Consider the following 24,472-nt stretch of genomic DNA (forward strand, 5'->3'; position numbering starts at 1 on the left):
CACTTACATAAGCACCTGGGTATATTTATGCACTAAATAACACAAGACGCAAGTTTATGCGCCTTGTGTTAGGTTATACAATAAACCTATTTACTGTCGTTATTACCCCGATAGAACTGCTGACTAAATTTTGCGTAAAGCACAGGCAATACAAATAAAGTCAAAAATGTTGCAGTAAACAAGCCGCCTACAATAACTGTTGCCAATGGCTTTTGAATTTCAGCACCGATACCGGTTGAAATTAACATCGGGATCAAACCTAGTGCAGAGGTTAATGCCGTCATCAGCACCGGACGTAACCGTGATAATGCACCATTAAATGCAGCGGTATCTAAGCTATCACCGCTTTTCACACGGTTATTAATACTTTCAACCATAACCACACCATTAAGTACCGCTACCCCAAACAAGGTAATAAACCCCACCGAACTGGGAACTGATAAATATTGGCCTGATACATATAGTGCAACCACACCACCAATCACAGCTAATGGCACATTCACTAAGATCAGCAATGCTTGGCCAATCGAGCCAAACGCAAAATAGAGCAGCAGTGCAATTAACGCCAGTGAGATAGGCACAACGATAGATAACCGCTGTTGTGCTCGTTGCTGGTTTTCAAACTGGCCGCCAATACTAATGCCATAGCCTGCAGGTAAATCTACTTGTTCATTAATGGCAGTACGAATATCAGCAACCACAGAGCCCATATCGCGCCCTTGTACATTGGCTTGGATCACCACTCGACGCTGAACATCGTCACGGCGTACTTGCGGCGGCCCAGATTCAATATTAACCGTTGCTACATCTCCTACGCGTACCAAAGCACCTGTCGGTGATGATAAGCGTAAGTCTGCAATAGCTTCCGGGCTGTCACGAAATTCTGCGCCAATGCGAACATAAATATCATAACGCTCATTAGCATTAATTATTTGCCCAGCGGCAGTACCACCAATGCCATGTTGGACAATGGTCATTAAATCACCCACCGATAATCCATAGCGAGAAAGCGCTAATCGATTTGGTTTGATCACCAATTGTGCCTCACCAGCGATTTGCTCCATGGCAACATCTTTTGCGCCAGCTACACCTTTTACAGCTTGTTCAATAGCTTGACCTTTACTGACCAACACATCTAAATCAGCACCAAACAGCTTGATCGCCAGTTGTGCTTTTACCCCAGACAATAACTCATCCACCCGTGTCGCTATCGGCTGTGAAAAGTTAAATAATAAACCAGGGAACTGCTCTAGTTTTGTCTCCATTAACACTTGCAGTTGTGCTCGGTTATCAGCAGATTGCCACTCACTTACAGGCTTTAAGCCTAAGTATATTTCAATGTTATTGACAGGCTCTGGATCGCCGCCCACTTCAGGGCGACCAACACGGCTCAACGCATATTCGACTTCTGGAAACTCAAGCAATATTGCTTCAAGTTTTGGGGCAACCGCCAGTGCTGTTTCTAAACTAGCAGAAGGTGCCAAAGTCACTCGTAAGTTGATCGTGCCCTCTTCAAGCTCTGGCACAAACTCTGTGCCTAACTGCGGCAATAACACACCCGCTACCACCACTAATACAGCAGCTACGGCAATTACTGTTTTACGCGCATTCATTGCCCAGCCCAAACACAGCTTATAAGCTTTATCTAATGGCTCTAGCACCACACTGCGTCTTAGCGTCACGCCATTGGCAAATAAGTACACCGCTAACGCTGGCACAATCACCAACGCCACAATAACAGCCGCAACAATTGCCAACATTATACTAATTGCCATAGGCTGAAACAGCTTAGCTTCAACGCCTTCAAAACTAAACAATGGCATAAATACCACTAAGATGATCAACGCCGCAAAAAACACCGGGCGCGCAACTTCTTGAGCAGCTAGCTTAATACGCTCAACATAACTGTGTGATTGAGTGCTTGGCTGCGTTAGATGACGGAAGATATTTTCTACCATAACCACCGAGCCATCCACTAACATACCAATTGCAACAGCAATCCCGCCCAATGACATTAAATTTGCAGAAAGCCCAAACCACGCCATCACGCAAAGTGCTAAGCCAATTGAAATTGGGATCGATAATAAAACCAATAATGTGGCTCGCAGATTCATTAAGAATAATGCCAACACCACCACAATAAAAACAAATGCCAACAACAACGCATCAACCACAGTATCAACCGCTTTGGTGATCAGATCAGCTTGGTCATACAGGGGTTCAAATGTTACACCATCAGGTAATGCTTGATTAATTAACTCAATTCGCGCACTGATACCGTCGATAGTTTGTTTAGTATTAGCACCAATACGCTTTAACACCACGCCTGTTACTACTTCACCCAGCGATGTAATATTACCATCAGCATCTTTTTTACTCATGGTCGCCGCACCTTGGCGGATTTCGCTGCCTAATGACACATCAGCTACATCAGCAATAGTAACAACCGTTCCATTAATGGTTTTCAGCGGCGTTTGCGCAATTTCTTGTAACCCCTGTTTACCCGCATTAAACCAGCCCGTCCCACGGATCACCAATTGCTCTTGGCCGCGATTCATATACCAGCCACCCACATTGGTGTTATTTTCTTCAAGTGCGCTCACAACTTGTTGCTGATCTAATTGATAAGCAAGTAACTTATTTGGATTAAGGTTAACCTGATATTGACGAACATCACCACCAAACGACAGTACTTCTGTTACGCCATCAACAGGTAAAATGAGTAGTTTTACAATCCAATCGTTTAAGCTACGCAGCGCCATACTATCCAAACCAGACTCAGGAGATGCCGCCAGTAAGTATTGATACACTTGGCCAAGCCCAGACGTATTCGGTCCCATTTCTGGCAAGCCAATTCCTTCTGGGATCAGCTCTTTAGCAGCTTGCAGACGTTCAAACACGAGTTGGCGCGCAAAATAAATATCCACACCTTCTTTAAACACCACAGTTACGCCAGATAAGCCGGTTTTTGAAATCGACCTAACTTGATCGACATCGGGCAACGCATACATTACCGCTTCAATGGGATAGGTTATAAGCTGCTCAACTTCAACGGCAGCTAAACCCGGTGCTTCGGTATTAATGGCCACTTGCACATTAGTCACATCTGGAAACGCATCTAAATTTAATTTAGGGATCACCACAGCGCTCATAGCAACTAATACACACAGCGCTAAAAAGACTAGTAATCGATTGCTAATAGCTGCATTAACTATTTTATTAAACATATTCGTCGCTCCTAGTGGTTATGCGGATCAAAGCCGCCTTTCGCTTGCTCTGACGCAACAAAAAATGCGCCTTCAGTCACCACTTTCGTGCCCTCTGGTAATCCTTTAATTTCACGAAAACCAGCAAAGCGTTGGCCTAATTCAACTTCTGTCGAGATAAGCTCACCATCTTCATCTTGTACAAACACTGCCCAATCTCCATCTGGGTTTCTCAGTAATGCCTGCTCAGGCACTGCAAGTACTTTTTGCTCTGTAGCAAATTCAAAATATACGTCACTAAACATACCCGGATGCAGCGTATGCTGATTGTTTTTAACACTTAAGCGCACCACTCGTGAGCGTGTGGCTTGATCAATCGTATGGGCTTCTTGGATCACCGTTGCAGGATACATTTGCTGATTAACTTTAACTTGAGCCGTGGTCCCTTCATCAATATCAATTGTTTGATTTGCTGATAGTTTTGCCTCAACCCACAGTAAGCTCTCATCGGCAATTAGCATAAGCTCAATCCCAGCATCAACTCGCTGACCTTGAGCGAAATTATCACTTAACACTGCACCAGAGGTGCCTGCGAAAAGTGTGTATTCACCAAGTTTTTCAGCGGGAATATCTGCACTTTGCTCAATCGCTTTGCTTGATAAACCAAATGCTACCAGCTGACTCTGCGCTACTTCATATTCAGCCTTAGCTGTCAGTAAACGCTTTTCACTCACGGTGCCTTTACCCATTTTTTGCACTCGTTGCCACTCAGCTTTCGCTAATCGATAAGTGGTTTGCGCACTGGCAACTTCAGCACTAAATAAGCTGACCAATGGCGCGCCCGCTTTAATGTGCTGCCCTAATGTGGCATGGCGTTTTACCACGATTGAATCAACTCGTGGCGACAGCACATAGCTGCTATAGCCATTTGCCTTAATCTCACCTGGTGCATAAAGCTGTGATTGGTAAACACGTTTTTCTAACTTGCTGATCTGCACATTTGCTAAGCGCATTTGGGTGTCTGTTAAGCGTACCCCACCGGCTTGCTCATCGTGCTCTGGCTGCGGCTGTGAAACAGCTTGTTCATTCTCGTGAGGAACTTCATCAGCTTCGTGCACATGCATAGCTTTTACTTGTGCTTCGCTGTGTTCATGGCCTGATTTGGCGTGTTCAACATCTTGCGGTGTAGATGTGGCTGCCGGTACAAAGTTGGCAAACATTAATACAAGGGCAGAAAAAGTAATATTTAAGCGCTTCATAAGGCAGCTCCATCAATAAGAGGACGTGTAAAGGTGGTAATATAATTGCTAAGTTGGCCACTTTTAGTTAACCAATTAACGCTTGCCAATTGACTTTGCTGAACAATCTCAACGCCAGCAAGTAAACCTGATATACGTTGTTGACGCATCGTAAGGTATTCAGCTGTGCTGATATCGCCGCTTTGCCATTGTTGCTCAATCAATTCGAGGCTACTGTCTGCATTGGCTTGGTTGATTGACTGCCAACGTTTTACCCGCTGAGCATAAGCTTGCATCACTTCTTTACTCGCTTGTGCTTGAAATGTCATTGTGCGCTGTAACGCTTGATATTCGGCTTCCTTCGACATTGCCTGCAATTCAGACGCCTGATATTCATCACTAAAATCATTCAATATATTCAGAGGCATAGAGAAGTTTAACGAGACAATACTATCATCGCCATTTTTCCCCGCCGCAATCCCCACAGTGGGTTTAACAGCGCGTTCAGCTTTGATCACGTGTGCTTGTTGGCGTTGATATTGCCATTGTGACTTAACCAATAATAGCTGTGGATGCTGCAACACATTGTCAGTGTTGGTATTGGTGTTAATACCAGTAAGTAAGCGCTCTGGAGTGAGCGCAGTGTCTTCACGCCATGCCGGTAGTAAGGCTTGAACTGCAAATTTAGCATCGGCATAAGCACTGGCTTGCTGTGCTGTTTGATTCAAAATTTCAGACAGTGAATATAAAGCCAGTTGTTCATCAAGCAGCCCGACTTCCCCAGCCGCTCTACGGCGTTTAATTACGCTTACTAATCGCTCTAGCTGCTGCTCTTGATCTTGTGCGAGTTGAAAAGCCGCTTTGCTGCTGCGCCAATTGATCAGCGCAATCAAAGTTTGTTCAACAAGTTGTAGATAGCTCAGTTGCAGTTCCTGCTGCTGTGCATTTCGCATTAGCTGCGCCGCAGTTAATTGCGCACCTTGTTGATCATTAATATCAAATGTTTGACTCAAGCCGAGGCTAAAGTTATTCGCATCACCCTCTTTTTCAAGGCTCGATTCAAAGTTTGGGTTGTATAACGATTGCCCAGCAGCTCGAACAGAAGCCGCAGCACTTTGTAACTGCTGGTAATCAGCTTGTAAATTGGGGTGTTGTTTTAATTGCGTCAACAACCAATTTAAATCGCCAGTATTAGGCGTTGGCGCAGCCAATGTAGTTGAGGCAGTAAATACAGCCATACATAGGCAAGCAAACCGAAACGGTTTGTTTAAATTCATAACGTATACTCTTACTAAATAAATCGGTGACCAAATAATGGCCAGCTAAAAAATTAACTTAGTAAGGCTGTGATCGGAGGGCGTAGATCAGGAATGAGTAAGCGAGAGTTAAACGCAGGATCGTTTAAACTAATAATATCGTAACTTGGTAAATTAGCGTGCTGCTGCCATGGTTCAGTGAATAAAACGGAGATATGACAGACGTGGCAATGAGCATCATCAGCATTATCCGCAAGTGCTTGGCTTAATTGCTGGTGTTGCAGCTGATGAGTATCATGATCATTGTTAATCATGCAATGTTGATCGAGTTCGCTTTGCTGATGTAATAATTGCGAAGTGGTGTTAATAGCAGTGTTATGATCAGCCACGTCAAAACTGTCCAGCACGGGCTGAAGTAGTAAGATGGCTAAAACTAACAACACTGATTGCTTCAAGCAATAATTCCATAAAAACGATATTGCCGATAACCTTAACAGATATTAATCGCCCTGCAAAGAATTTAACTATTTGTGTTAATTGCTAGCGCTGGCTAATTTAGCAACCGTCATTTAGTATTGTAAAATCAGCACAATAAAAATACACAGAAGCACTAAATATGAGTCATCCACATTCCCACAGTCATGACACTGACAACCAAAGCAACCGCCAGTTAGGCTTTGCGGTGTTTATCAATGTACTGCTAACGATAGCTCAAGTTGTTGGCGGTGTAGTCTCTGGGAGTCTGTCTTTAATTGCTGATGCGCTGCATAACTTAAGTGATGCTGCAGCCATTTTTATCGCCCTCATCGCCCGTAAAATTGGCAGTAAACCCGCTGATGAACGTTACCACTTTGGCTATAAGCGTGCAGAGATTTTAGCCACTCTATTAAACAGCACTACGCTTATTATTATCGGTGGTTTTTTAATTATCGAGGCAATCGAAAGTTACTTTAACCCCACCCCTATCGATGGCTGGATTGTGGTTTGGGTGGCAGCATTTGCACTGGTTATTGATATTGCCACGGCAATACTCACCTTTCACGCGGGCGCTAAAAACAGCATGAATATTCGCGCCGCATTCGTTCATAATATATCAGATGCGATGGCGTCTATTGTGGTAATTGTAGCAGGCTCATTGATCATTCTGTATCAGTGGTACATTGTTGATTTAATAGCGACAATTTTAATTTCGGCTTATGTAATTTATCACGGTGTGTTGTTACTCATTGCAAGCTGTAAAATTTTAATGCAAGCCGCCCCAGACGACTTTGACCGCAACAAGGTAAGCGCTGCGCTGTGCAAACAGTTTGCGATTAAGCAAATACACAGCCTTAAAGTCTGGCAACTCGATGATAATCAAACGTGCTGTGAACTAGTGCTAACCCCATCCACGGAACTAGTGCTTGCTGACGTTAAAAACTATTTGCATGATGAATTTACCATTGAACACTGTATTATTGAGCGCCGTGAATAACAAAAACTTGACTATAATCATTGCGCTTAATCGAATTTTATTGAAAACAGCTCGCGTTCTCATTTATCATCGCATTTTATAATTTAAGTACAGGGTGTGTGAGTTGTTAAAATTGTGGCTACGTCGTACTCATTTAATACTAACATTAGTGAGTGGGCTGTTTTTGATTTGCTTAAGTATTACTGGCGCAATCCTTGTGTATGCCAAAGATATCCAGCGGCTTGTCCAGCCACAGCTCTGGACAGTAGAAAATCCCAATAATAACAATGTGATTGCCTACCCTATTTTATTGAGCACCATTACATTACACACTCAGCAACCCGTCACATTATTAATGCCAGAACAAAATCCAGATTACGCATGGCAGGCGCAGCTGGCCAACAAACAGTACGTAAGTGTGGATCCCTATACTGGTACAATTACTCATCAGTATGATTATTACCGTACGATTTATGGTTTTACCATGGCATTGCATCGCTGGTTGCTATACGAAGATGGTGACGGTAAGCGGCCCTTGCGTAATTGGGTGTCTGTTTGTGCACTTATTTTTATTATTAATATGCTCGTTGGCGTCTACATTTGGCTTAAACCCAAAAACCGCTTAAAACGTTTAGTGATCAAACCAAAAGCCAAACTACGTATTTTGCTTTACCAACTACATACTGTAATTGGCATGTACTTATTTATCCCATTGATATTAATTGCTTTCACAGGCATGGCATTCAATTGGAAAACACAAACCCAAGCAGTACTGGAGTTTGTGACACAAAACACGGTAGAGCCAAGGCCAAAAGCGCCAAGCATCGAAGTCCCCGATACAATTGATCATGATAACTTGGCCATCGCTTTACATAAGGCGTTGCTTATTTATCCTGATGCAGAACTGTTTCGTATTTACATGCCGAAAAAAGCCAGCGAACCGCTCGCATTGAGAGTAAAAAATCCAGGCGAGAGTCACGCGTACAGTTGGGTATGGGCCAATCAATATACTGGCACAGTGTTGCAATCTTACGATGCCTCACGCGCCAACCTCACCACCCAAGCATGGAACTTTAAATATAAGTTTCATATTGGTGACTTTGCAGGACCACTGGTGCAAATAATCTGGTTGTTCATTGCCCTTACGCCTGTACTTTTTACAGTAAGCGGTGGTTACTTTTGGTATAAACGCCATTATCGTTAATATTATTGCTAAAACGGGTAATGCCAATAGTTAAAGCGTAGCTGTAGTTGATGCAGCAAATGGTTCCATCAACTGCTGCGCTTGGTCGGCTTTGTTGCTTGTATCTGTATGAACAATTAGCACCCACTTGCCAGTGCTTGTTGCTTTTCTTACATCATTTATCAGTGGATCATGATCGGGGCGAATTGAAATAAAGCCTGCGACTAACAAGGCAATAAACACACTGATAGTGCAAATCCCAGCGTACGTTTCAAATACAAAATTTTGCATGAATTCTACGTCAACAAAAAGAAAAACACTGCTTATAAGTATGCCTACAACAAGCCCTATCACTGCAAATAATAGGTGCGTTTTTAGTAACGTTTTTCCAATATTTTTATCTTCAGGTTCTACTTTTTCATCAAAGTCTTGGTCATGAGGAGAAATGAAATTTATGTTACTTTGCTCAAACTGAGTATGTTGGCTCAAAGTTTCAAATGCGCTATTTGCTTGCTCTTCACTATCAAAAACAGCGGCTACTTTAGTCGCATGATTTTCATTACTTATCGTGGTTGTCATGTTGCACCTCCAGAGGATTTATAGCGAATATTTAATAGAAGATTACGCCAATAAAATCAATGTAGTGTCTGCTGCAAAATAAGTACCGTTCACTTCACACCTAATGCGATTGCATGTTTCCTAAATAAGATTAATATAAAAAATAATTAAGCTATTGATTGACAATAGTTAAAATAAATATAGTCACAGTTCGAGACTGAAACAGAAAACAAGCTTTCAAGTTTTGTATTATATAAAATTGGGATCAGCACCAAGTAGAACTTACACAATGCGGTAAATATTTCAGCACAATGAATACTTCATACGAAGTAAATTTTTATAAGATATCTCAAACGTACCGATCGCCACAAGTCAAATGCAATTGATAATAACTATCACTACCCTTGCCTTTACACTTCTTTACATTTATTATTGCGCCAATTAAAACAGCTCTTTCATAATTACATTGTCGTAAAGGATCTTTATGTTTAAAACTTCGTTAACCTTATTAGCCCTCGCTATAAGTACAGCCACTTTCGCTGATGACGCTATCAATAAAAAACAACTCACTGACGAGCAAATGGAGCGTATCATTGTTTCTGGGAGCCGCGTTTTTGAAAGCATTGATGAGGTCCCTGCATCAATTACCGTTATCAATCAAAAGCAAATTGAAGAGCATTTAAAGGTAAATCCTGAGCTACAAAGCTTACTTGCGCAAATGGTGCCGGGCCTCGCTCCAGATACCGGCAGCTCAAGTAATACCGGACAAACACTGCGCGGTCGCGCCCCGTTGGTGATGATTGACGGAGTACCGCAATCAACACCGCTGCGTAATGGCTCGTTAGGCATTAAAACCCTCGATCCAAGTGCCATTGCTCGTATTGAAGTGATCAAAGGAGCAACCTCGATTTATGGTAACGGTGCATCGGGCGGTATTATTAATTACATCACTAAACAGGCGAGCAGTGATGATAAAACAGCTGGTGAAATAAGCCTATCGAGCCGTTTTAGCGCAGTCAAACTTGAAGAAAGTGCCGGTGCAAGAGCATCAGTGGCGATTAATGGTCGTGCAGATAAGTTCAGTTATTTAGTAACAGCCAGTTATGAAGAAAACGGCGTACAACGCGACGCACAGGGTGATATTTTAGGGTTGCAATACGGTTTATCTGATGCAGTAACGCAAAACTACTTTACTAAGTTAGGGTATGATTTTGATGCTGACAAGCAATTACAGTTTAGCTATAACTATTTCAGTTCACAGCAAAAAACCGACCTTGGTGATGTTAATGGCGATATGAGCTTAGGTGAAAAAACCTACGCAATCCACGTACCACCTGAGCTACAAAAACAAGGCAAGCCACAAGGCCCTGAAGGCAACGAAAATATCACCTTAAAATACACGGACTACGCATTATTTGAAAATACCCAAATGACCTTAGATCTCTACATGCAAGATATAGAAAATGTATTTTTCTTCTCACCTAACCTCGCCAATCCTGACGAAAATTACGAAGGTGGCCAGTCTATTATCAGATCTGACAAAAAAGGCGCGCGTGCGACATTGAATACTCAAGTAGACTTTGACTCTGTCGAAGCCACGTTCGTTTATGGTATTGATGCCTTAAATGACGTTACCTCGCAGCCGCTGGTTGATGGACGAGTTTGGGTTCCTGAGATGGATATGAAAAGTATTGCAGGCTTTTTACAAACTAAATGGGTGATCGCCAATGACCTTATCGTCAAAGCCGGTGTTCGCCAAGAAAGCATTGATTTAAGCGTAGACGATTACCGCACACTTAAACTATGTAAAACACCAACGCAATGCTCAGTGCCAATCAACGTAAAAGGTGACACCATTGATTACGATGCTACGACCTATAATATCGGAATTAAATACAATCTTGATGAAAAATTCAGCCCATTTTTAAGCTACTCACAAGGCTCTGATATTTCAGACATTGGTCGTCTGTTGCGCGCTGCCACGGTGAACGATATTGGGATGATCCAAACCCAAGCCTCAATTATCGACAACTACGAAATTGGTTTTAACTCACAATTTGACAATCTACGTATTGAAGTTGCCGCCTATCGCAGTACTTCTGAACTTGGTACAACCAATAAATTTAACGAAGTGACCGGCGTGTACGAACCAGTACGTGCACCACAAGAAATTTGGGGCTACGAAACGCTAGTAGATTACACAATTGCCGCAAATCTTAAATTACTGGCAACCTATAGCTATGTTGAAGGTAAAAATACCGAAGCGGATGTGTACTTAGGCTCAAAACAAATAAGCCCACCAAAAGCGACAGCAAACTTAAACTGGCAACCAAGCGATGCTATGTCATTGACATTAAGTTACCTGTATGTCGGCGATAGAAAGCGCTTTGCAGCAAACGATGCAGGCAAGTATGTAGGCGATCAAGGCCCTGTCGATAGCTACAATATCTTTAACCTAAGTGGTCAATACCAATTTGCCGATAACTGGCAAGGCTTTGTCGGCATTGAAAACTTATTTAACGAAGACTACTTCCCTGCCCGCGCGCAGTCGTATACATACGGCGGTTACAACATCAAAGGTTTAGGAACAACAGCAACAGTTGGCGTTAAATATCAGTTTTAAACATCATCAAATTCGTTCATTGCCCAGTGCAATGAACGAGCCTCTCTTAATTTCACCTTTCGCCTTTAACCTTAAATATAAATAGCAATCTGTTCATAAAGCAACCAACAATGCAAACTTAAACGAGAATCACACTCAATAGTAACCAACTGATTTACAAGGAAAATACTTGCAATAACTGAGTTTTATACTACACTAGCAGCATTAAGTATTCTAAGAGGCCACCATTATGAAAGGTAATCAAAAAGTTATCGACAGCTTTAACAAGTTACTTGCGAACGAACTTGCTGCAATCGACCAATATTTTATCCACTCACGTATGTACGATGATTGGGGTTTGGATAAACTTTATGTACGCTTAAATCATGAAATGGAAGAAGAAAAAGATCACGCTGATTGGTTGATCAAGCGTATTTTATTCCTCGAAGGCATACCAAATATGACCAAACGCCGTGACCTAATTATTGGTCATGACGTAAAAAGCATGATGCAAAACGACCTCACACTTGAGCTTGAAGTAGTTGAATGTGTTAAAGAAGTCATTGCTGTATGTGAGCAAGAAAAAGATTATCAATCGCGTGAAATCTTAGAGAAACTGTTATTCGATACCGAAGAAGATCATGTTTATTGGCTAGAGCAACAGCTTGGTTTAATTGATAAAATTGGTAGCCAAAACTACCATCAATCACAAATGGGCGAATAGGAGCTAAAATATGAAAGGCGATAAAGACGTTCTTGTTGCATTAAATAAAGTATTGGCGAATGAGTTAGTCGCTATTAACCAATACTTTTTACATGCCCGTATGTTTAAAGATTTTGGTTTTAGCGCATTAGACAAAGCCGATTACAAAACCTCAATTCAAAAAATGAAAAACGCTGACCGTTTAATTGAGCGTATTTTGTTTTTAGAAGGCTTACCTAACCTGCAAGATCTTGGCCGTTTACGCATTGGCGAAAACAGCGAAGAGATGATCGCCTGTAATATGGCCTTTGAACTTGATTCATTGGTTGATCTTAAAGATGCAATCAAACTTGCTGAAAGCAAAAAAGATTATATCAGCCGCGAAGCGCTGGATAACATCTTAAACGAGCAAGAAGAACAAATCGATTGGCTTGAAACACAACAACTGTTGATCAAAAGCACCGGTATTGAAAACTACCTGCAATCGCAAATGTAATTTAATTAGCGTTAAAAAAGCAGCCTAGGCTGCTTTTTTATGTATTAGTTATAGCATTTACAGAGAAAATATTACAACGCATCCTCAATAGGAAATAGCGACATAAACCACACCTGAAAACGACGCCAACTCGACGTTTGAGGCTCATTTTTAAAGATTTCACCTGTCACAATATCCCGCCAAACTAACGCATCTTCCGTCGGGTTTTTAAGCTCTAACTGCCAGGCAAAGAGCTTCATTTTGCTATCAACCCAATCACTGAGCATCATACTCAGCTTTTCACTGTGCACCAATACACCCATTTCAGTATTTAACTCAAATGAACGAGGGTCTAAATTAAGCGAACCTACGAAAAAAAGGCTGTCGTCAATAGTCATGGTTTTAGCATGTAAACTGGCTTGGGATGAACCTGTTTTACGTATTTTATTACTTGGGATTTCCAGTGCAGCTAAATCGCTGGGCTTTAACTCCCACAATTTCACCCCGCCACGTAACAAAGCTGCGCGATAATGTCCGTAACCTGCGTGCACTGCAGCTACATCAGTCGCCGCCAGCGAATTGGTTAGTACAATCACTTCTACCCCTCGCTGCGCCCACTCAGTCAAACGCTTAACACCTTGCTCTTGGGGAATAAAATAAGGCGAAACAATAATAACTTTGTGCTTTGGTTCTCCCATCGCTTGAAAAAGATGTGGCGACATATTGGCAGAGCGCTGCCCTACTTCATTTAAAAGTTTATCAGGGTGATCATAAAATATTTCAGCTTGTTGCCAGTCCAAATCTAAATGCCCAGAATCAAGCAAAGTAACTAAATTACTCGCTCTTAAACGCTGCACATAATTGCTGTCGTGGTTTTGTTTAACATAGTTGTCTAAGTGATCCGTCACCTTTTGCAATGCAGCATCATCACTCTCACCTTGTAGTGTTTGGATTGGGTAAGCCAATTCATGATTCCAATAAAGGTCAAACGCAATTGATGCCTCTGGTACAATTTTACCAACCGCAAGCACATCCAAATCAATAAACTCAGCATGATCTTCGCCAGCATAATAAGCATTGCCCATATTCCTGCCGCCAGTAATAAATACTTGGTTATCTACTATAAAACTTTTGTTATGCATACGCCGCGACAGCAGCTTAAAATTAGTGATAAAACCTAGTGCAGGCAAGCTGCGATTAGGAAAAGGATTAAATAACCGAACTGAAAAATTTGGATGGTGTGCCAATGCCCCTAAATCAAAGGCACTATCAGCTTGAGACATATCATCGAGTAACAACCGCACCCTTACGCCTCGTTTAGCTGCTGCCAATAAGTAAGCCGTAAATAACTTAGTGGTCTGCTGGCGATGATACAAATAATATTGCACATCAATCGTGTGCTGCGCCGATTCAATTAACGCAAGCCGCGCTACAAAGGCATCAACACCATCAGCGAGCAGATAAAACCCAGATAAATCATTGTGGTTATGACCCACTAAATCTCCTAAATTATTTTTCGTGCTGGCATCAATGGCATAGCTTGGAATAATCATATCTCGAGATTGTAAATCCAGCAATCCCGATGATGTATTAACTATAACGTGGAATTGCAGATACTTAAAATAATGGAGAAAACTAGCAGGGGTAAATAGGGACTAAGCAACTTGATCGGTGATATCAGCGATTTCGATAAGCTTACGATTGAGAATTTTTTTAGTACAGCCGCAGCATTTACCGCACTGACTACCGACTTTAAGCTCTTTCGAAAGCTCACGCATTGTTGTCGCGCCGTCGTCGATTGTTTGTTCAATTTTTTTATCTGTCACACCGTGACATAAACAGATATACATGAATACAAACCACTCTCAATTTCATTAGAGCTTGCATATTAATCTAAACGTAAACGGTTCGCAATTACTATTTGCACAAAACTGAGAATTATTTTTATTTGTTGGCCAGCGCCACTTAAATCGAGAATTCGCGGCAGCTTGAGAATTGTTTGAATTTCATTCTAAGTATGGCACTTAAATTGAGATTTATTGATCCTATTATGGCCTTAAGTTATGCCATACAAATCGAGATTAAATTATCTTACTAAACCTCAAAACGGTGCCATTCATGTCGAGATTTATTGATCTCATGATGCTCTTAAACTTAAGTAAGATTAGCTTTAGGTAAATAAGTAGGTGAGTTCATGAATTGATCTCATAAAGGCTTTAAAAGCCTTTATGAATAAATATGGAATTTATTGAAGCGTTTCTATTTCCGGTTTGTGCCATGAGCAGTCATTCATGATTAACTCGTTTCTGCCCCAAAACGAGTTAACGTAAATGCTCTAAGGGCGGCTATGAGCTATCAGATACATTTTTATTCACCTAATGATATTGGCTCTACCCCATAATCTGATATTCCACTAATTTTTATGTTGGTGATGATATAAATTACTGTATTAATATACAGTTTTGTTGTTGTGCTCCCAGATTCAAGAAAATGAGCGACGAGCGTAATTTCTTTTTCTGAATACCTTTAGTGTCATAAAAATATTAAAGTTGGCAATGCATTACGTTATTTGTTAAAAATAGATTCATTAATACATGCGCGTAACATCGGCAGGAAGATGCGCGATGGGCGCACTATAAAATTGTTATACGCAAGGATGAATACGCAGTGATGGTAGAGTTTCTCCCAAAAGAGTTTGATGTTCCAAGGGTGTTTGAAGTCGAAAAATTTAGGCTAGAAGTACTTAGACCTGAAGTTGCCGAAATCGATTATGATGCGGTAATGTCGAGTAAGCGAAGATTGAGGCAGGTGTTTTCTTCAGCTACGGAATGGCCTAGAGACGATATGACGCTCTCGGAAAATAGAGATGATTTGATAAGGCATCAAGCTGAATTTGAGTCACGAGAAGCATTCGCATATACCGTATTAACAAAAGATAGAGCTAGATGTATAGGCTGCGTCTATATCGATCCCTGCAAGCTTGAGAAGTTTGATTGTGAGATATACCTTTGGGTTAGAGAGGACTGCGCCGAACTGGATGATAAACTTTACGAAGCAATAAAAGCCTGGGTCTCAGGGTGCTGGCCTTTCGGTAGTGTAATTTTTCCTGGTAGAGAGGTACCTTGGAGTAAATGGGAGTCATACCAAAAGTAGCGTATAACAAACAGCTCAATCCGACCTCCACTGCGTTGCTCGTTTTGTGCTTTTCCGCTACGCTCGCACAAAACAATCAACTTCGTTCCGGCGGCTTAGCTGGGCGTTATACGTCAGAACAAACTGAAGGAATAGAATGGCACGACTAGCACCAAAAACTGATGTTTTGAGAGCACTCTTTGCAAGATCTGGGAATCAATGTGCCTTTCCAGGTTGCACTCAGTCATTGATAAATGACAAGAACAAATTCATAGCACAAGTCTGTCATATTGAAGCCGCATCGGAAGGCGGCGAGCGATATAATCCTGAGGGAAATGACGAGCATAGAAGAAGCTACGAAAACCTACTGATTTTGTGCTACCCGCATCACATTGAAACTGATGATCTTAAAGAATATCCAGCGGATAGGCTTCAACAGATCAAAAGAGATCATGAGCAATTATTCCTCAAGTCTGACTTTAAAATTGACGAGTCGGAACTTACAAAACTCTCTTATGAAATGGAGAAATATTGGTCTGACATAGATCGCCTTAACAAGCTTGACCACATATTCGCCGATAGCGGATTAGCGATGGATGTAAATGGCGAGAATAGCTTCTTTGAAGTCATCGCAAGTGCGTATGATTCAGTTAATGGTATTGAGTCTCTCCTAGAGTTATTTCATAAGAGTGATGAAGAACTAAAAGCCGATTTTGAAGCATTGCTAGTTAAGAAAGGTGTGTCACCTGAGTTGTTTAGTGACATACCATATTATGCCAACCCTTTTGAAAACAGGAATTGGGAGTCGCATAACCTCGGAACACCAAACTGGCTTCAACGACTTAGAATAGACCTTGTCCATATTGAGGTTAAGTTTCTAGAAGAATATTTAAAAACGCATAGCGACGACCTTCATGCTAAAGCCAAGTTCGAAAAGGCGAAGAAGGAGCTAAAAGAATATGCAGAGACTGCAATGCATGTTGACTAAAACGTATAACAAGGCCAGCCAGAGGGAACAAAAAACCGCCGCTTCGCTCTGGTTTTTCGTCCCCTGCTGGCGGCGTTACCGAATAAATACTCTAACTTGCTTTTGTCCAAAAACGAGTTTACCCGACCGTCCGCTGATCGCTCAAAGCTGAATTTCGGCAAAGTGCCATTTGCGGACGGTGGCAACGAGCCTGTAGAATAACTCGTTTTAATTTATTTTTATTGATGCATTAACCATAGCCGAGTTCCCATTTTGATTCAATTAGTTACTTCGATTTTACGTAAAATATAAAAAGAGGGTTTGCTGTTGCTTTAATTGGCGTTTTGGAAGGTATCACAGGTCTTTGAGTGGCTTACTTGGTGAGGTAGCAGCTACCTCTATTAATGCATCGTGTTTTCACATATCAATATTAGCCTTCAAGTTCACCCTCATTTACTTCTCATTCCCTTCTCTTTGTGCAAAAGATCTTTAATTGAATTATTCACAAAGAGGTTTAGAGGCGCTTCGCTTTAGAGGAATATCAGCAGATGAAGTGCTAAAAACATAAGGATTATTGCGTAGCGCTCCTTGTATGTATTTGCCGTAAGCTACTTTGCTTAACTGGTGTATCGACGGACGAAGTAAACGAATTTGTTTATTGATTTAGAAAGAATTGACCGTTACTGAATGAAAACGGTCAAATAAAATACTATTGCCTATTGACTGAGTTAAGGCTCATATGTGTTAGGCTATTATATAGCTACGTATTTTTTTAATTAGCGGCTTTATGACATCTTTATCTGTCCAATATTTCCCATGACTCCATGGATTCCAGCTAGAAAAAATACCGCCAGCGTTAATCTCATGATCTATCACTAGAGCATTATATGAGTCACTGAGTGGTGATAGCGGCCAACCGAGAACATCATCTCTATCAAAGTAGTTATACCATGTGAACGCATCATTTGGCTTTTGAATCGCCTCAATAGGGGCGAGACCGCCAACAAACATTGGTATATTGCACCCTGTAGTTAGTAAATGAACACAGCTCTCGAGACGTCTAAAGCTCTTTAATTGATCAGAGGCATCAGAATAAAGCCCATTAAATATACCAGAGCCTTTTTTTGCGTCCCAAATGTAATTTGAAATTACCTGACACCCTAGCGATTGTGCAATGATTATGACAGGTTTATCGTTACCCCCGAGCTCAATATATACTTTATCCAAAGCCTGCATAATTTCTTTTTGAACTTTAATATATTGGTCGCTTACGTTAGATCTAGCACTATATTCTAATGAACCTGCGTCGGAGAAACCAAACAGTAAAAAGCGTCTTAATATAGAACCATCCAGCGGAAAACGATTCATTCTTTGCCAAATATCATTTTGGTTATTTTGTAGTATGGGCTGATATTGAACAGGCTCGAAGGCAACCTTCTGCCAGTCAGTATCTAGTGCCTTCACAAGCTTACTTTTTAGTTCCTCATAATAATTAGGTTTATAGTCGCCCATTCCATGAAGTGTGATTATTGCGATTTCTTTCCCCATAAGATTCACCTTTATATTATCCAAAATGAAATTTTGAGCCTAACGAATGTTCTGGACTCCCCCACTTAGCACATTTTTACCAATGTGCAATAGTGAAATTGATAATAAGCTTCTAATATGAGGAGTCCATATGTCTTTAATTAAAGCAGTTGACATCGATTTAGCCAAATTAGTGTTTAGTTTTCACGCTATTGATGAGCATGACAAGAAAATTTATGATGTGTGTCTTTTTAAATTATTTGCAAAAATGTGGAACTGAGCAAACTGTTTGTACTTAGTGCATTTTTATGAGTAAGTGCTAAAAAGTGCAACTTTAACTTATATTTCTTTGCAGTATTAAACCGTTAACATCCTTATCAACTTGGCTTTGATTTAATTTACTTTATAATTTAATGTAGGTTTATCGTCATAAAACGGCTGTGTGGATCTTCAATATAATCTGAAAAAGGGCCGCAGTAACTAAAGCCAAACTTCTCATAGAGGTTTCGGGCTGGTTCAAAAAACGCTTGTGATCCGGTTTCTAAGCTTACTTGTTGATAACCTTGCTCGGTTGCAAAGTTCAGCGCATGCTGAAGTAGCTTAGTAGCAACGCCTGATTTTCGAGCGGAGGTGCTAGTTCGCATTGATTTCAATTCAAGGTGCGAAGAATCGAGCTTTTTAACAGCCAAGCAGCCTTGCAAATTGCCATCAAGCCAGCCACTAAAAAAAGTAATATCTGGCGACTTTAGCTTATCAACATCCAGAGCATGTACATTTTCAGGCGGTGATGTCGCGTACATATCCGCTAAGTGCTCTTCTAATAACTTAATAACCTCACCTGACGATAAATCATCTACAATGATTTTCATAAATTAATTTCCCTCGTTACTGTTTAAATAAACTCTTTAAGTTTTTACTATACGTACGGCTAACTTTAAGTGTTTTACCACTTTGTAATACTGCCATGTATTCAGAGTTTCTCAGTGGGTTAAGTTGCTTTATATGGCTTAAATTAACAATCGTTGATTTATGTATTCGCAGGAAATCTTCAGGAAGGGTGTTTTTTTCAAGCTCTTTTAAACGCGCGCGCATTACGTGTGTTTCAGCGGGTGTGTGCACACACATATAATCCCCTGCCGCATCAATCCATAAAATATCTTTAAATGGAATGATTTGAATTGGGTTTTTTGCATCTTGGATCACTAAGTTTTCAGCTTCAAACTTATACTCAGAATTACCCTTAACCTCTGCTTCTTGAGAATCATTATTAACCAGTGATTGGTGAGCATCTATGAGTGCCGTTTTACGGTGCAGCTTTTCTGTTGTAACAACTCTTTCAATGGCTTCTGCTAGGCGAGCTAATTTAACTGGCTTAAGTAAATAATCCAGTGCCCTCACCTCAAATGCTTGCACTGCATGTTGGTGAAATGCAGTAACAAAGATAACCGCAGGGCAACTTTCAGGTTGAAAATGTTTAATTAACTCAAAGCCTGATTTAGATGGCATTTCTATATCTAAAAAAATTAAATCTACGTCAACCTTGTTGAGCAATGCAATTGCTTCGTCAACGCTTGCAGCACTACCAATCACATTAATTTCAGGAAATGCTTCAAGACGAATACGTAAGCCTTCAACAGCACTGTATTCATCATCTACAAGTAACGTTTTTAATTGAATCATTATTGCAACTCATTAATAGGTAGTGATATACACAGCCATGCGCCGCCAGTACTGGCATTGCCTTTTTCAATTCGGTGGCTATTACCATAGATTAATTTTAAGCGTTGCTCACAATTCGCCAAGCCGATACCTCTGTTGGTTTTTTTATTGTCATTAAAGCCTTTGCCGGTATCGGCGACCTTAATGAGTAATGCATTTTTAGTTTTTTCGATATTAATGGTAATCACCATTTTTTGATCGGCACGCATACCGTGTTTTAACGCATTTTCGACTAAGGGCTGAATTAATAAAGATGGGATCAACAGCTCATTACACTGCTGTGCAACTGTGATGTTAACCTCTAATTTGTCGGCAAATCGGCATTGCTCAATATCTAGATAGGTTCTTAATATTGCTATTTCTTCTTTGATCGCTACTTTTTCAAGGGGGTCGGTATATAAACTATGGCGTAATAAGTCACATAGTTTTTCAAGCATAGTAACGGCTTGCAGGCTTTCTTTTTTCAAAATTAACGTGCAAATGGCATTAATGCTGTTAAACATAAAATGTGGATTAAGCTGATAGCGTAACATTTTTAGCTGTGACTCTTTGGCTAAATGAGTGGCTTCTGCAGCCTTTTGCGTTTGCTCGAGGTTGTCTAAATAAATTTTAATACCGTAGTAAAAAGCAGTCCAAGTGGAGAGCATAGTTAATGAGGCCGACGTCCACGTTCCAAAGTCAAACCATGACATTGGCTGCCACCAGTTGCCGTATAACCATTGCAGAGAAACCCATTTAATTTGCGTCCACAATAAGGTGGCAATTAGCAGCAGTAAAATACGTAACGCGACTTTAACTTTGAGCTCTTGCTGGCTAGAGCAATTATAAAAGCGCCTTAAAGCTAACGTGATCAAAAAGCCACACGCTACATCAATTATGAGATGCGGTATATGTATTGTCCACGGCTCTTCGCTTGGTATTTTGATCATTAATTCGGTCAGCATTGCATAAACAATCCAACCACAACTTTGGAATAACCAGAACAACTGACTTCTAGGGTTATTGCTATTCACATTATTAAATCCAATATAAAAGGCCGTTGATCAACAAAGGTTAATCAACGGCCTGAGCGTGTTATTTTGCACACGTTAATAATATTGAGTCATCACTCGGTTTTATCATCAACGCGACATCTGCAATTGCTAAACTTAAATTTTCACTCGCAATGCGCAGCGCGTCTGTTATTGGTTGTTCAGCTTTTGCGCTGTCATCACAATGCAAAGGTATAGCTAGAGTATGCCAACGTTTATCTGCCATTGATTGTGAAAACGATGAAAAATCAATATTCCTTAAGCAGTGGCTTTCGCTGCACATCACTTGCATATTAGCACCCTGTTTAGGGGCTTTATCTATGCGCATTTTCAACTCAAGGTAACCTGTATTAAATTTGCTATCTAGCTGCTCTGGCGTTAAGTAACTCAAGCTAACGACAGATTTTGCACGCCAATTAAAGCCTCGGCCATCTTCTTGATACGATAGATTGACTGACTGCATCAGTAAACTTTGTTTATCCCCACTGGTTGCAGAGGCACCGCTGGATAACACTTTTTCTGTGCTTGTGTCTGCCAGTTGCCAAGTCATATTTTTGGCTAAGTTTCTTACAAACAAGGGATGTGAATCACGGTTAACCGTTTTTTTAGGGCTGGTTTTTTCACTTAATACAGGCACAGTTATGTTGTCCTGATAAGTTAAGCCATAGCCATAAGCAAATAATGGCTCATAGTCTGCATCGTTTAAGTTTAACGTATACTGGTCATCATATTTAGGCCATGAAAAGCTCAACTTACCCGTAAAGTCATATTGAGTTTTACCTTGGCTATCCGTTAACAATACATCTGCAACGCCCTCACCTTCAGAGCCTGGTAACCAAGCAGCTACAAACGCATCAGATGCGTTGAGCTCTTTATTAACCCACAGTGGTCGGCCACTTAAAAATACGGTAACGACTGGGATATTATCAGCTTTAAGCTGCTTTAATAATGCAAGAGCATGTTTAGTTTCATGCTGAAATTCTAGCATCTCGATATCACCAAACCATTCTGCATAAGGCTCTTCACCAATTACCACTATGGCTACATCAGGCTTATGAGTATATTCACCAGACTCGCTTAAAGTGATCTTCCCACCCGCTTTGCTTACTTGCGACTGTAAACCCGAAAAAATAGACGTAGCATTAGGAAAATCACTATTGGTATTGTCTGTGCCCTGCCAAGAAACACTCCAACCACCCGCTTGCATATTTATTGCGTTTGCGGCTTTACCAGCGACCAAAATACGGCTATTCGCTTTGATTGGTAGGATATTTTCGTTGTTTTTTAGTAAAACCAGAGACTTGCGCACCGCTTCTCGTGCTAAGGTGCGATGCTCAGCAGCCCCTAACCACTGCGGATGCTGTGATTCAGGACGCGCTGATGGCTTCCCTTTAGAAAACACCCCCCAACGGATTTTAGCCCTTAAAAAACGCCTCACGGCATCGTTAATTCTTGATTCTGCGATCACGCCTGTTTTCACTTGCTTTACGGTATTATGATAAAACGCTTCAAAATGCTCTGGTACCATGATCACATCAACACCCGCGTTTATTGCTTGCGCGCATTGTTCAAGGTCGCAGCCTTCAACAAACTTATGGGCATTCCAATCACTGACCACAAAACCATCAAAACCAAGTTTATTTTTCAGTACGTCAGTCAGTAAGTATTTATCGCCATGCACACGTTTACCATTCCAACTGTTAAACGACGCCATCACTGACTGCACGCCTTCATTGATTGCTGAAAAATATCCTGCGCTGTGAATGTCTCTTAAACCTTTTTCATCGATCAGTGTGTTGCCGCGATCTATGCCTCGCTCAGTGCCGCCATCACCAACAAAATGTTTTGCAGTAGCAATACGATTACTGCCCGCTAAAAAGTCATCACCGATTGTGCCTTGAATGCCAGTGACCATTTCCCCTGCATAACTTTTCACTAGGTCAGGGTCTTCTGAGTAACTTTCATAGGTGCGACCCCAGCGATCATCTCTTACTACAGCAACAGTAGGGGCAAAACTCCATTCAATGCCTGTGGCAGACACTTCTTTTGCTGTTGCCTGCCCTATGCGTTTGATCAAATCAGCATCGCGCGCAGCACCCAGCCCGATATTATGTGGAAATAACGTTGCGCCATACACATTACTATGACCGTGCATTGCATCGGTACCCCAAACAGTAGGAATCTCAATCCCATCAAGGGTTGCGTCTATTGAGGCCTGGTACATTTCATCTGCATATTTTAGCCACGTTGCTTGATCCGCCCGTTTGTTACCATAAGGCGCAGTGTTCCCACCATTGAGGTATGAACCAAAACCATACTTACGCATTTGTTCAACACTTAAATAACCAATTTCGGGCTGGATCATCTGCGCCACTTTTTGCTCTATGGTCATTTTTGCCAGTAGTTGGTCAATCTGCGCTTCAACAGCTGGGTCGCGCTTAAGCTTGTTGTTTACATACGGCCAGCTGACGTGCTCACTCACTGCACTAAATGATGATTGACAAGTAAGCGCGGCAACGACGGGCAATAAACACAGTGCTAATTTAGAATATTTGATTTGAGACATTAAAAACCTTCGAGTTTAAATTCTATTTATAAATACAAACTTATTAATTTTATTGAGGAATGTATTCAATAAAATCATAATACGCCCACGAAGGGCTGCCATAGTATTGACCAGGAAAGTAATTGCCTTCGGTCGAATTATCGCCATTCCAGTGGTTAATCATTATTTTTGTATTATCCACAGGCCATGCATACGCTGGTATTTCATTTTCAGCTAAATGACAATCGCCATTGTCTTTGTAAAGCACTCTTATTGTTTGCTCCGTGCCTTGAGAATCATACAAATACCAGCGAATTGAGGTACTAGACCAAGCAAAGCCAATAGTTAATAAATTTTCTCGGTAATCAAGCCCATATTGACTGAGATCGATGTCCTTTTCCCAACTTTGATACGTACCGCCTTGCGGCTGATAAATAACATTAGTATGAACCACATTACCAAGAGAAGGCAAAAGTTCTATATCAATTTCTTGCCATGCACGCCCGGGCACATCCCACCATGAAGTGTAAGTAAAAATTGATGACACCGTTCCTGCGATATTGCCCGACTTAAGGCTACCCTGCACCTTACCAAAACTATAAAAATTGTTGCTTTGCAGCTCTGCACATGAACCTTGAGCCAAGGAAAGTGTAACGCCATGTTCACTTGGGTTGATCATTGCGGGGCTAAAAACACAGCCAAAAGGCGAACCATTGTCGCCACTTCGGGCATTCCAAATGGAATTATCGTAACCCCACGAAAAATTATCTTTAAAATAATTTGCATAAGTACATGGCGAAATAAACACACAAGCCGCAACTAACGAGCTAATAAGCGTTGTTTTCATAATTGATCCTTATTTGAATTTTATACCTCC

Annotated in this window: 21 protein-coding genes; 8 read left to right on the forward strand and 13 right to left on the reverse strand. The window is 41.1% G+C overall.

Features of this window, described 5'->3' with window-relative positions; translation table 11 throughout:
* Window positions 1-86: 86 nt before the first annotated feature.
* The 4 genes from A7968_RS03305 to A7968_RS03320 are packed head-to-tail and all read right to left on the reverse strand — an operon-like array spanning window position 87 to window position 6,155.
* Window positions 87-3,227, reverse strand: coding sequence for an efflux RND transporter permease subunit (locus A7968_RS03305; RefSeq protein ID WP_064665131.1), 3,141 nt, complete (start codon window positions 3,225-3,227; stop codon window positions 87-89).
* 11 nt (window positions 3,228-3,238) lie between these two features.
* A complete protein-coding gene (locus tag A7968_RS03310) occupies window positions 3,239-4,465 on the reverse strand; it encodes an efflux RND transporter periplasmic adaptor subunit (protein WP_064665132.1) in 1,227 nt (408 codons plus the stop codon).
* Window positions 4,462-5,721: a TolC family protein gene (locus A7968_RS03315; protein WP_084447992.1), complete on the reverse strand. Its 1,260-nt coding sequence runs from the start codon at window positions 5,719-5,721 to the stop codon at window positions 4,462-4,464. The genes A7968_RS03310 and A7968_RS03315 overlap by 4 nt, the downstream gene beginning before the upstream one ends.
* A 53-nt stretch (window positions 5,722-5,774) precedes the next feature.
* Window positions 5,775-6,155 (reverse strand): hypothetical protein, encoded by a 381-nt coding sequence (locus A7968_RS03320; protein WP_064665134.1) that lies wholly within the window; start codon window positions 6,153-6,155, stop codon window positions 5,775-5,777.
* 161 nt (window positions 6,156-6,316) lie between these two features.
* On the opposite strand from A7968_RS03320, the gene A7968_RS03325 reads away from it, so the two are divergent.
* Both A7968_RS03325 and A7968_RS03330 read left to right on the forward strand, forming a co-directional pair.
* Window positions 6,317-7,174, forward strand: coding sequence for a cation diffusion facilitator family transporter (locus A7968_RS03325; RefSeq protein WP_064665135.1), 858 nt, complete (start codon window positions 6,317-6,319; stop codon window positions 7,172-7,174).
* Window positions 7,175-7,277: 103 nt separating this feature from the next.
* Window positions 7,278-8,357 carry a PepSY-associated TM helix domain-containing protein gene (locus A7968_RS03330; RefSeq protein ID WP_084447994.1) on the forward strand — a complete coding sequence of 360 codons (1,080 nt, stop codon included), beginning with the start codon at window positions 7,278-7,280 and terminating at the stop codon, window positions 8,355-8,357.
* 30 nt (window positions 8,358-8,387) lie between these two features.
* On the opposite strand, the gene A7968_RS03335 is transcribed toward A7968_RS03330, so the two are convergent.
* Window positions 8,388-8,915 (reverse strand): hypothetical protein, encoded by a 528-nt coding sequence (locus tag A7968_RS03335; protein ID WP_064665137.1) that lies wholly within the window; start codon window positions 8,913-8,915, stop codon window positions 8,388-8,390.
* A gap of 463 nt (window positions 8,916-9,378) precedes the next feature.
* Between A7968_RS03335 and A7968_RS03340 the strand changes: the two genes are divergently transcribed.
* The 3 genes from A7968_RS03340 to bfr (A7968_RS03350) all read left to right on the forward strand — a co-directional run bounded on the left by A7968_RS03340 (window position 9,379) and on the right by bfr (A7968_RS03350) (window position 12,695).
* A complete protein-coding gene (locus tag A7968_RS03340) occupies window positions 9,379-11,517 on the forward strand; it encodes a TonB-dependent receptor (RefSeq protein ID WP_064665138.1) in 2,139 nt (712 codons plus the stop codon).
* A 229-nt stretch (window positions 11,518-11,746) separates the two neighbouring features.
* Window positions 11,747-12,220 (forward strand): bacterioferritin, encoded by a 474-nt coding sequence (gene bfr, locus A7968_RS03345; RefSeq protein WP_064665139.1) that lies wholly within the window; start codon window positions 11,747-11,749, stop codon window positions 12,218-12,220.
* Between the two features lie 10 nt (window positions 12,221-12,230).
* Window positions 12,231-12,695, forward strand: a complete 465-nt coding sequence (bfr, locus tag A7968_RS03350; RefSeq protein WP_064665140.1) for a bacterioferritin — start codon at window positions 12,231-12,233, stop codon at window positions 12,693-12,695.
* Window positions 12,696-12,766: 71 nt separating this feature from the next.
* On the opposite strand, the gene A7968_RS03355 is transcribed toward bfr (A7968_RS03350), so the two are convergent.
* Window positions 12,767-14,251, reverse strand: coding sequence for a phospholipase D family protein (locus tag A7968_RS03355; RefSeq protein ID WP_157586623.1), 1,485 nt, complete (start codon window positions 14,249-14,251; stop codon window positions 12,767-12,769).
* A 78-nt stretch (window positions 14,252-14,329) separates the two neighbouring features.
* Entirely contained in the window at window positions 14,330-14,524 is a 195-nt protein-coding gene (locus A7968_RS03360) for a (2Fe-2S)-binding protein (RefSeq protein ID WP_016706844.1), read from the reverse strand.
* Window positions 14,525-15,341: 817 nt separating this feature from the next.
* On the opposite strand from A7968_RS03360, the gene A7968_RS03365 reads away from it, so the two are divergent.
* Both A7968_RS03365 and A7968_RS03370 read left to right on the forward strand, forming a co-directional pair.
* Window positions 15,342-15,827: a hypothetical protein gene (locus tag A7968_RS03365; RefSeq protein WP_157586626.1), complete on the forward strand. Its 486-nt coding sequence runs from the start codon at window positions 15,342-15,344 to the stop codon at window positions 15,825-15,827.
* Between the two features lie 136 nt (window positions 15,828-15,963).
* Entirely contained in the window at window positions 15,964-16,794 is an 831-nt protein-coding gene (locus tag A7968_RS03370; RefSeq protein WP_064665143.1) for a hypothetical protein, read from the forward strand.
* Between the two features lie 723 nt (window positions 16,795-17,517).
* On the opposite strand, the gene A7968_RS03375 is transcribed toward A7968_RS03370, so the two are convergent.
* On the reverse strand, window positions 17,518-18,321 hold the full coding sequence (locus A7968_RS03375) for a hypothetical protein (RefSeq protein ID WP_064665144.1): 804 nt from the start codon (window positions 18,319-18,321) through the stop codon (window positions 17,518-17,520).
* Between the two features lie 130 nt (window positions 18,322-18,451).
* Between A7968_RS03375 and A7968_RS23675 the strand changes: the two genes are divergently transcribed.
* On the forward strand, window positions 18,452-18,580 hold the full coding sequence (locus tag A7968_RS23675) for a hypothetical protein (RefSeq protein WP_280138452.1): 129 nt from the start codon (window positions 18,452-18,454) through the stop codon (window positions 18,578-18,580).
* Window positions 18,581-18,710: 130 nt separating this feature from the next.
* On the opposite strand, the gene A7968_RS03380 is transcribed toward A7968_RS23675, so the two are convergent.
* From A7968_RS03380 to A7968_RS03400, 5 genes are all read right to left on the reverse strand, one after another.
* Window positions 18,711-19,169 (reverse strand): GNAT family N-acetyltransferase, encoded by a 459-nt coding sequence (locus A7968_RS03380; protein WP_064665145.1) that lies wholly within the window; start codon window positions 19,167-19,169, stop codon window positions 18,711-18,713.
* A 16-nt stretch (window positions 19,170-19,185) separates the two neighbouring features.
* Entirely contained in the window at window positions 19,186-19,980 is a 795-nt protein-coding gene (locus A7968_RS03385) for a LytR/AlgR family response regulator transcription factor (protein WP_084447995.1), read from the reverse strand.
* Window positions 19,980-21,032 (reverse strand): sensor histidine kinase, encoded by a 1,053-nt coding sequence (locus tag A7968_RS03390; RefSeq protein ID WP_227008943.1) that lies wholly within the window; start codon window positions 21,030-21,032, stop codon window positions 19,980-19,982. Before A7968_RS03390 ends, A7968_RS03385 begins: the two co-directional genes overlap by 1 nt.
* Before the next feature lie 61 nt (window positions 21,033-21,093).
* Window positions 21,094-23,616, reverse strand: coding sequence for a glycoside hydrolase family 3 protein (locus tag A7968_RS03395; RefSeq protein ID WP_064665147.1), 2,523 nt, complete (start codon window positions 23,614-23,616; stop codon window positions 21,094-21,096).
* 49 nt (window positions 23,617-23,665) lie between these two features.
* Window positions 23,666-24,442, reverse strand: coding sequence for a family 16 glycosylhydrolase (locus A7968_RS03400; RefSeq protein WP_064665148.1), 777 nt, complete (start codon window positions 24,440-24,442; stop codon window positions 23,666-23,668).
* Between the last annotated feature and the right edge of the window lie 30 nt (window positions 24,443-24,472).

This window comes from Pseudoalteromonas prydzensis (assembly GCF_001661495.1).
In the GTDB taxonomy this organism is placed as follows: Bacteria; Pseudomonadota; Gammaproteobacteria; order Enterobacterales; family Alteromonadaceae; genus Pseudoalteromonas; species Pseudoalteromonas prydzensis.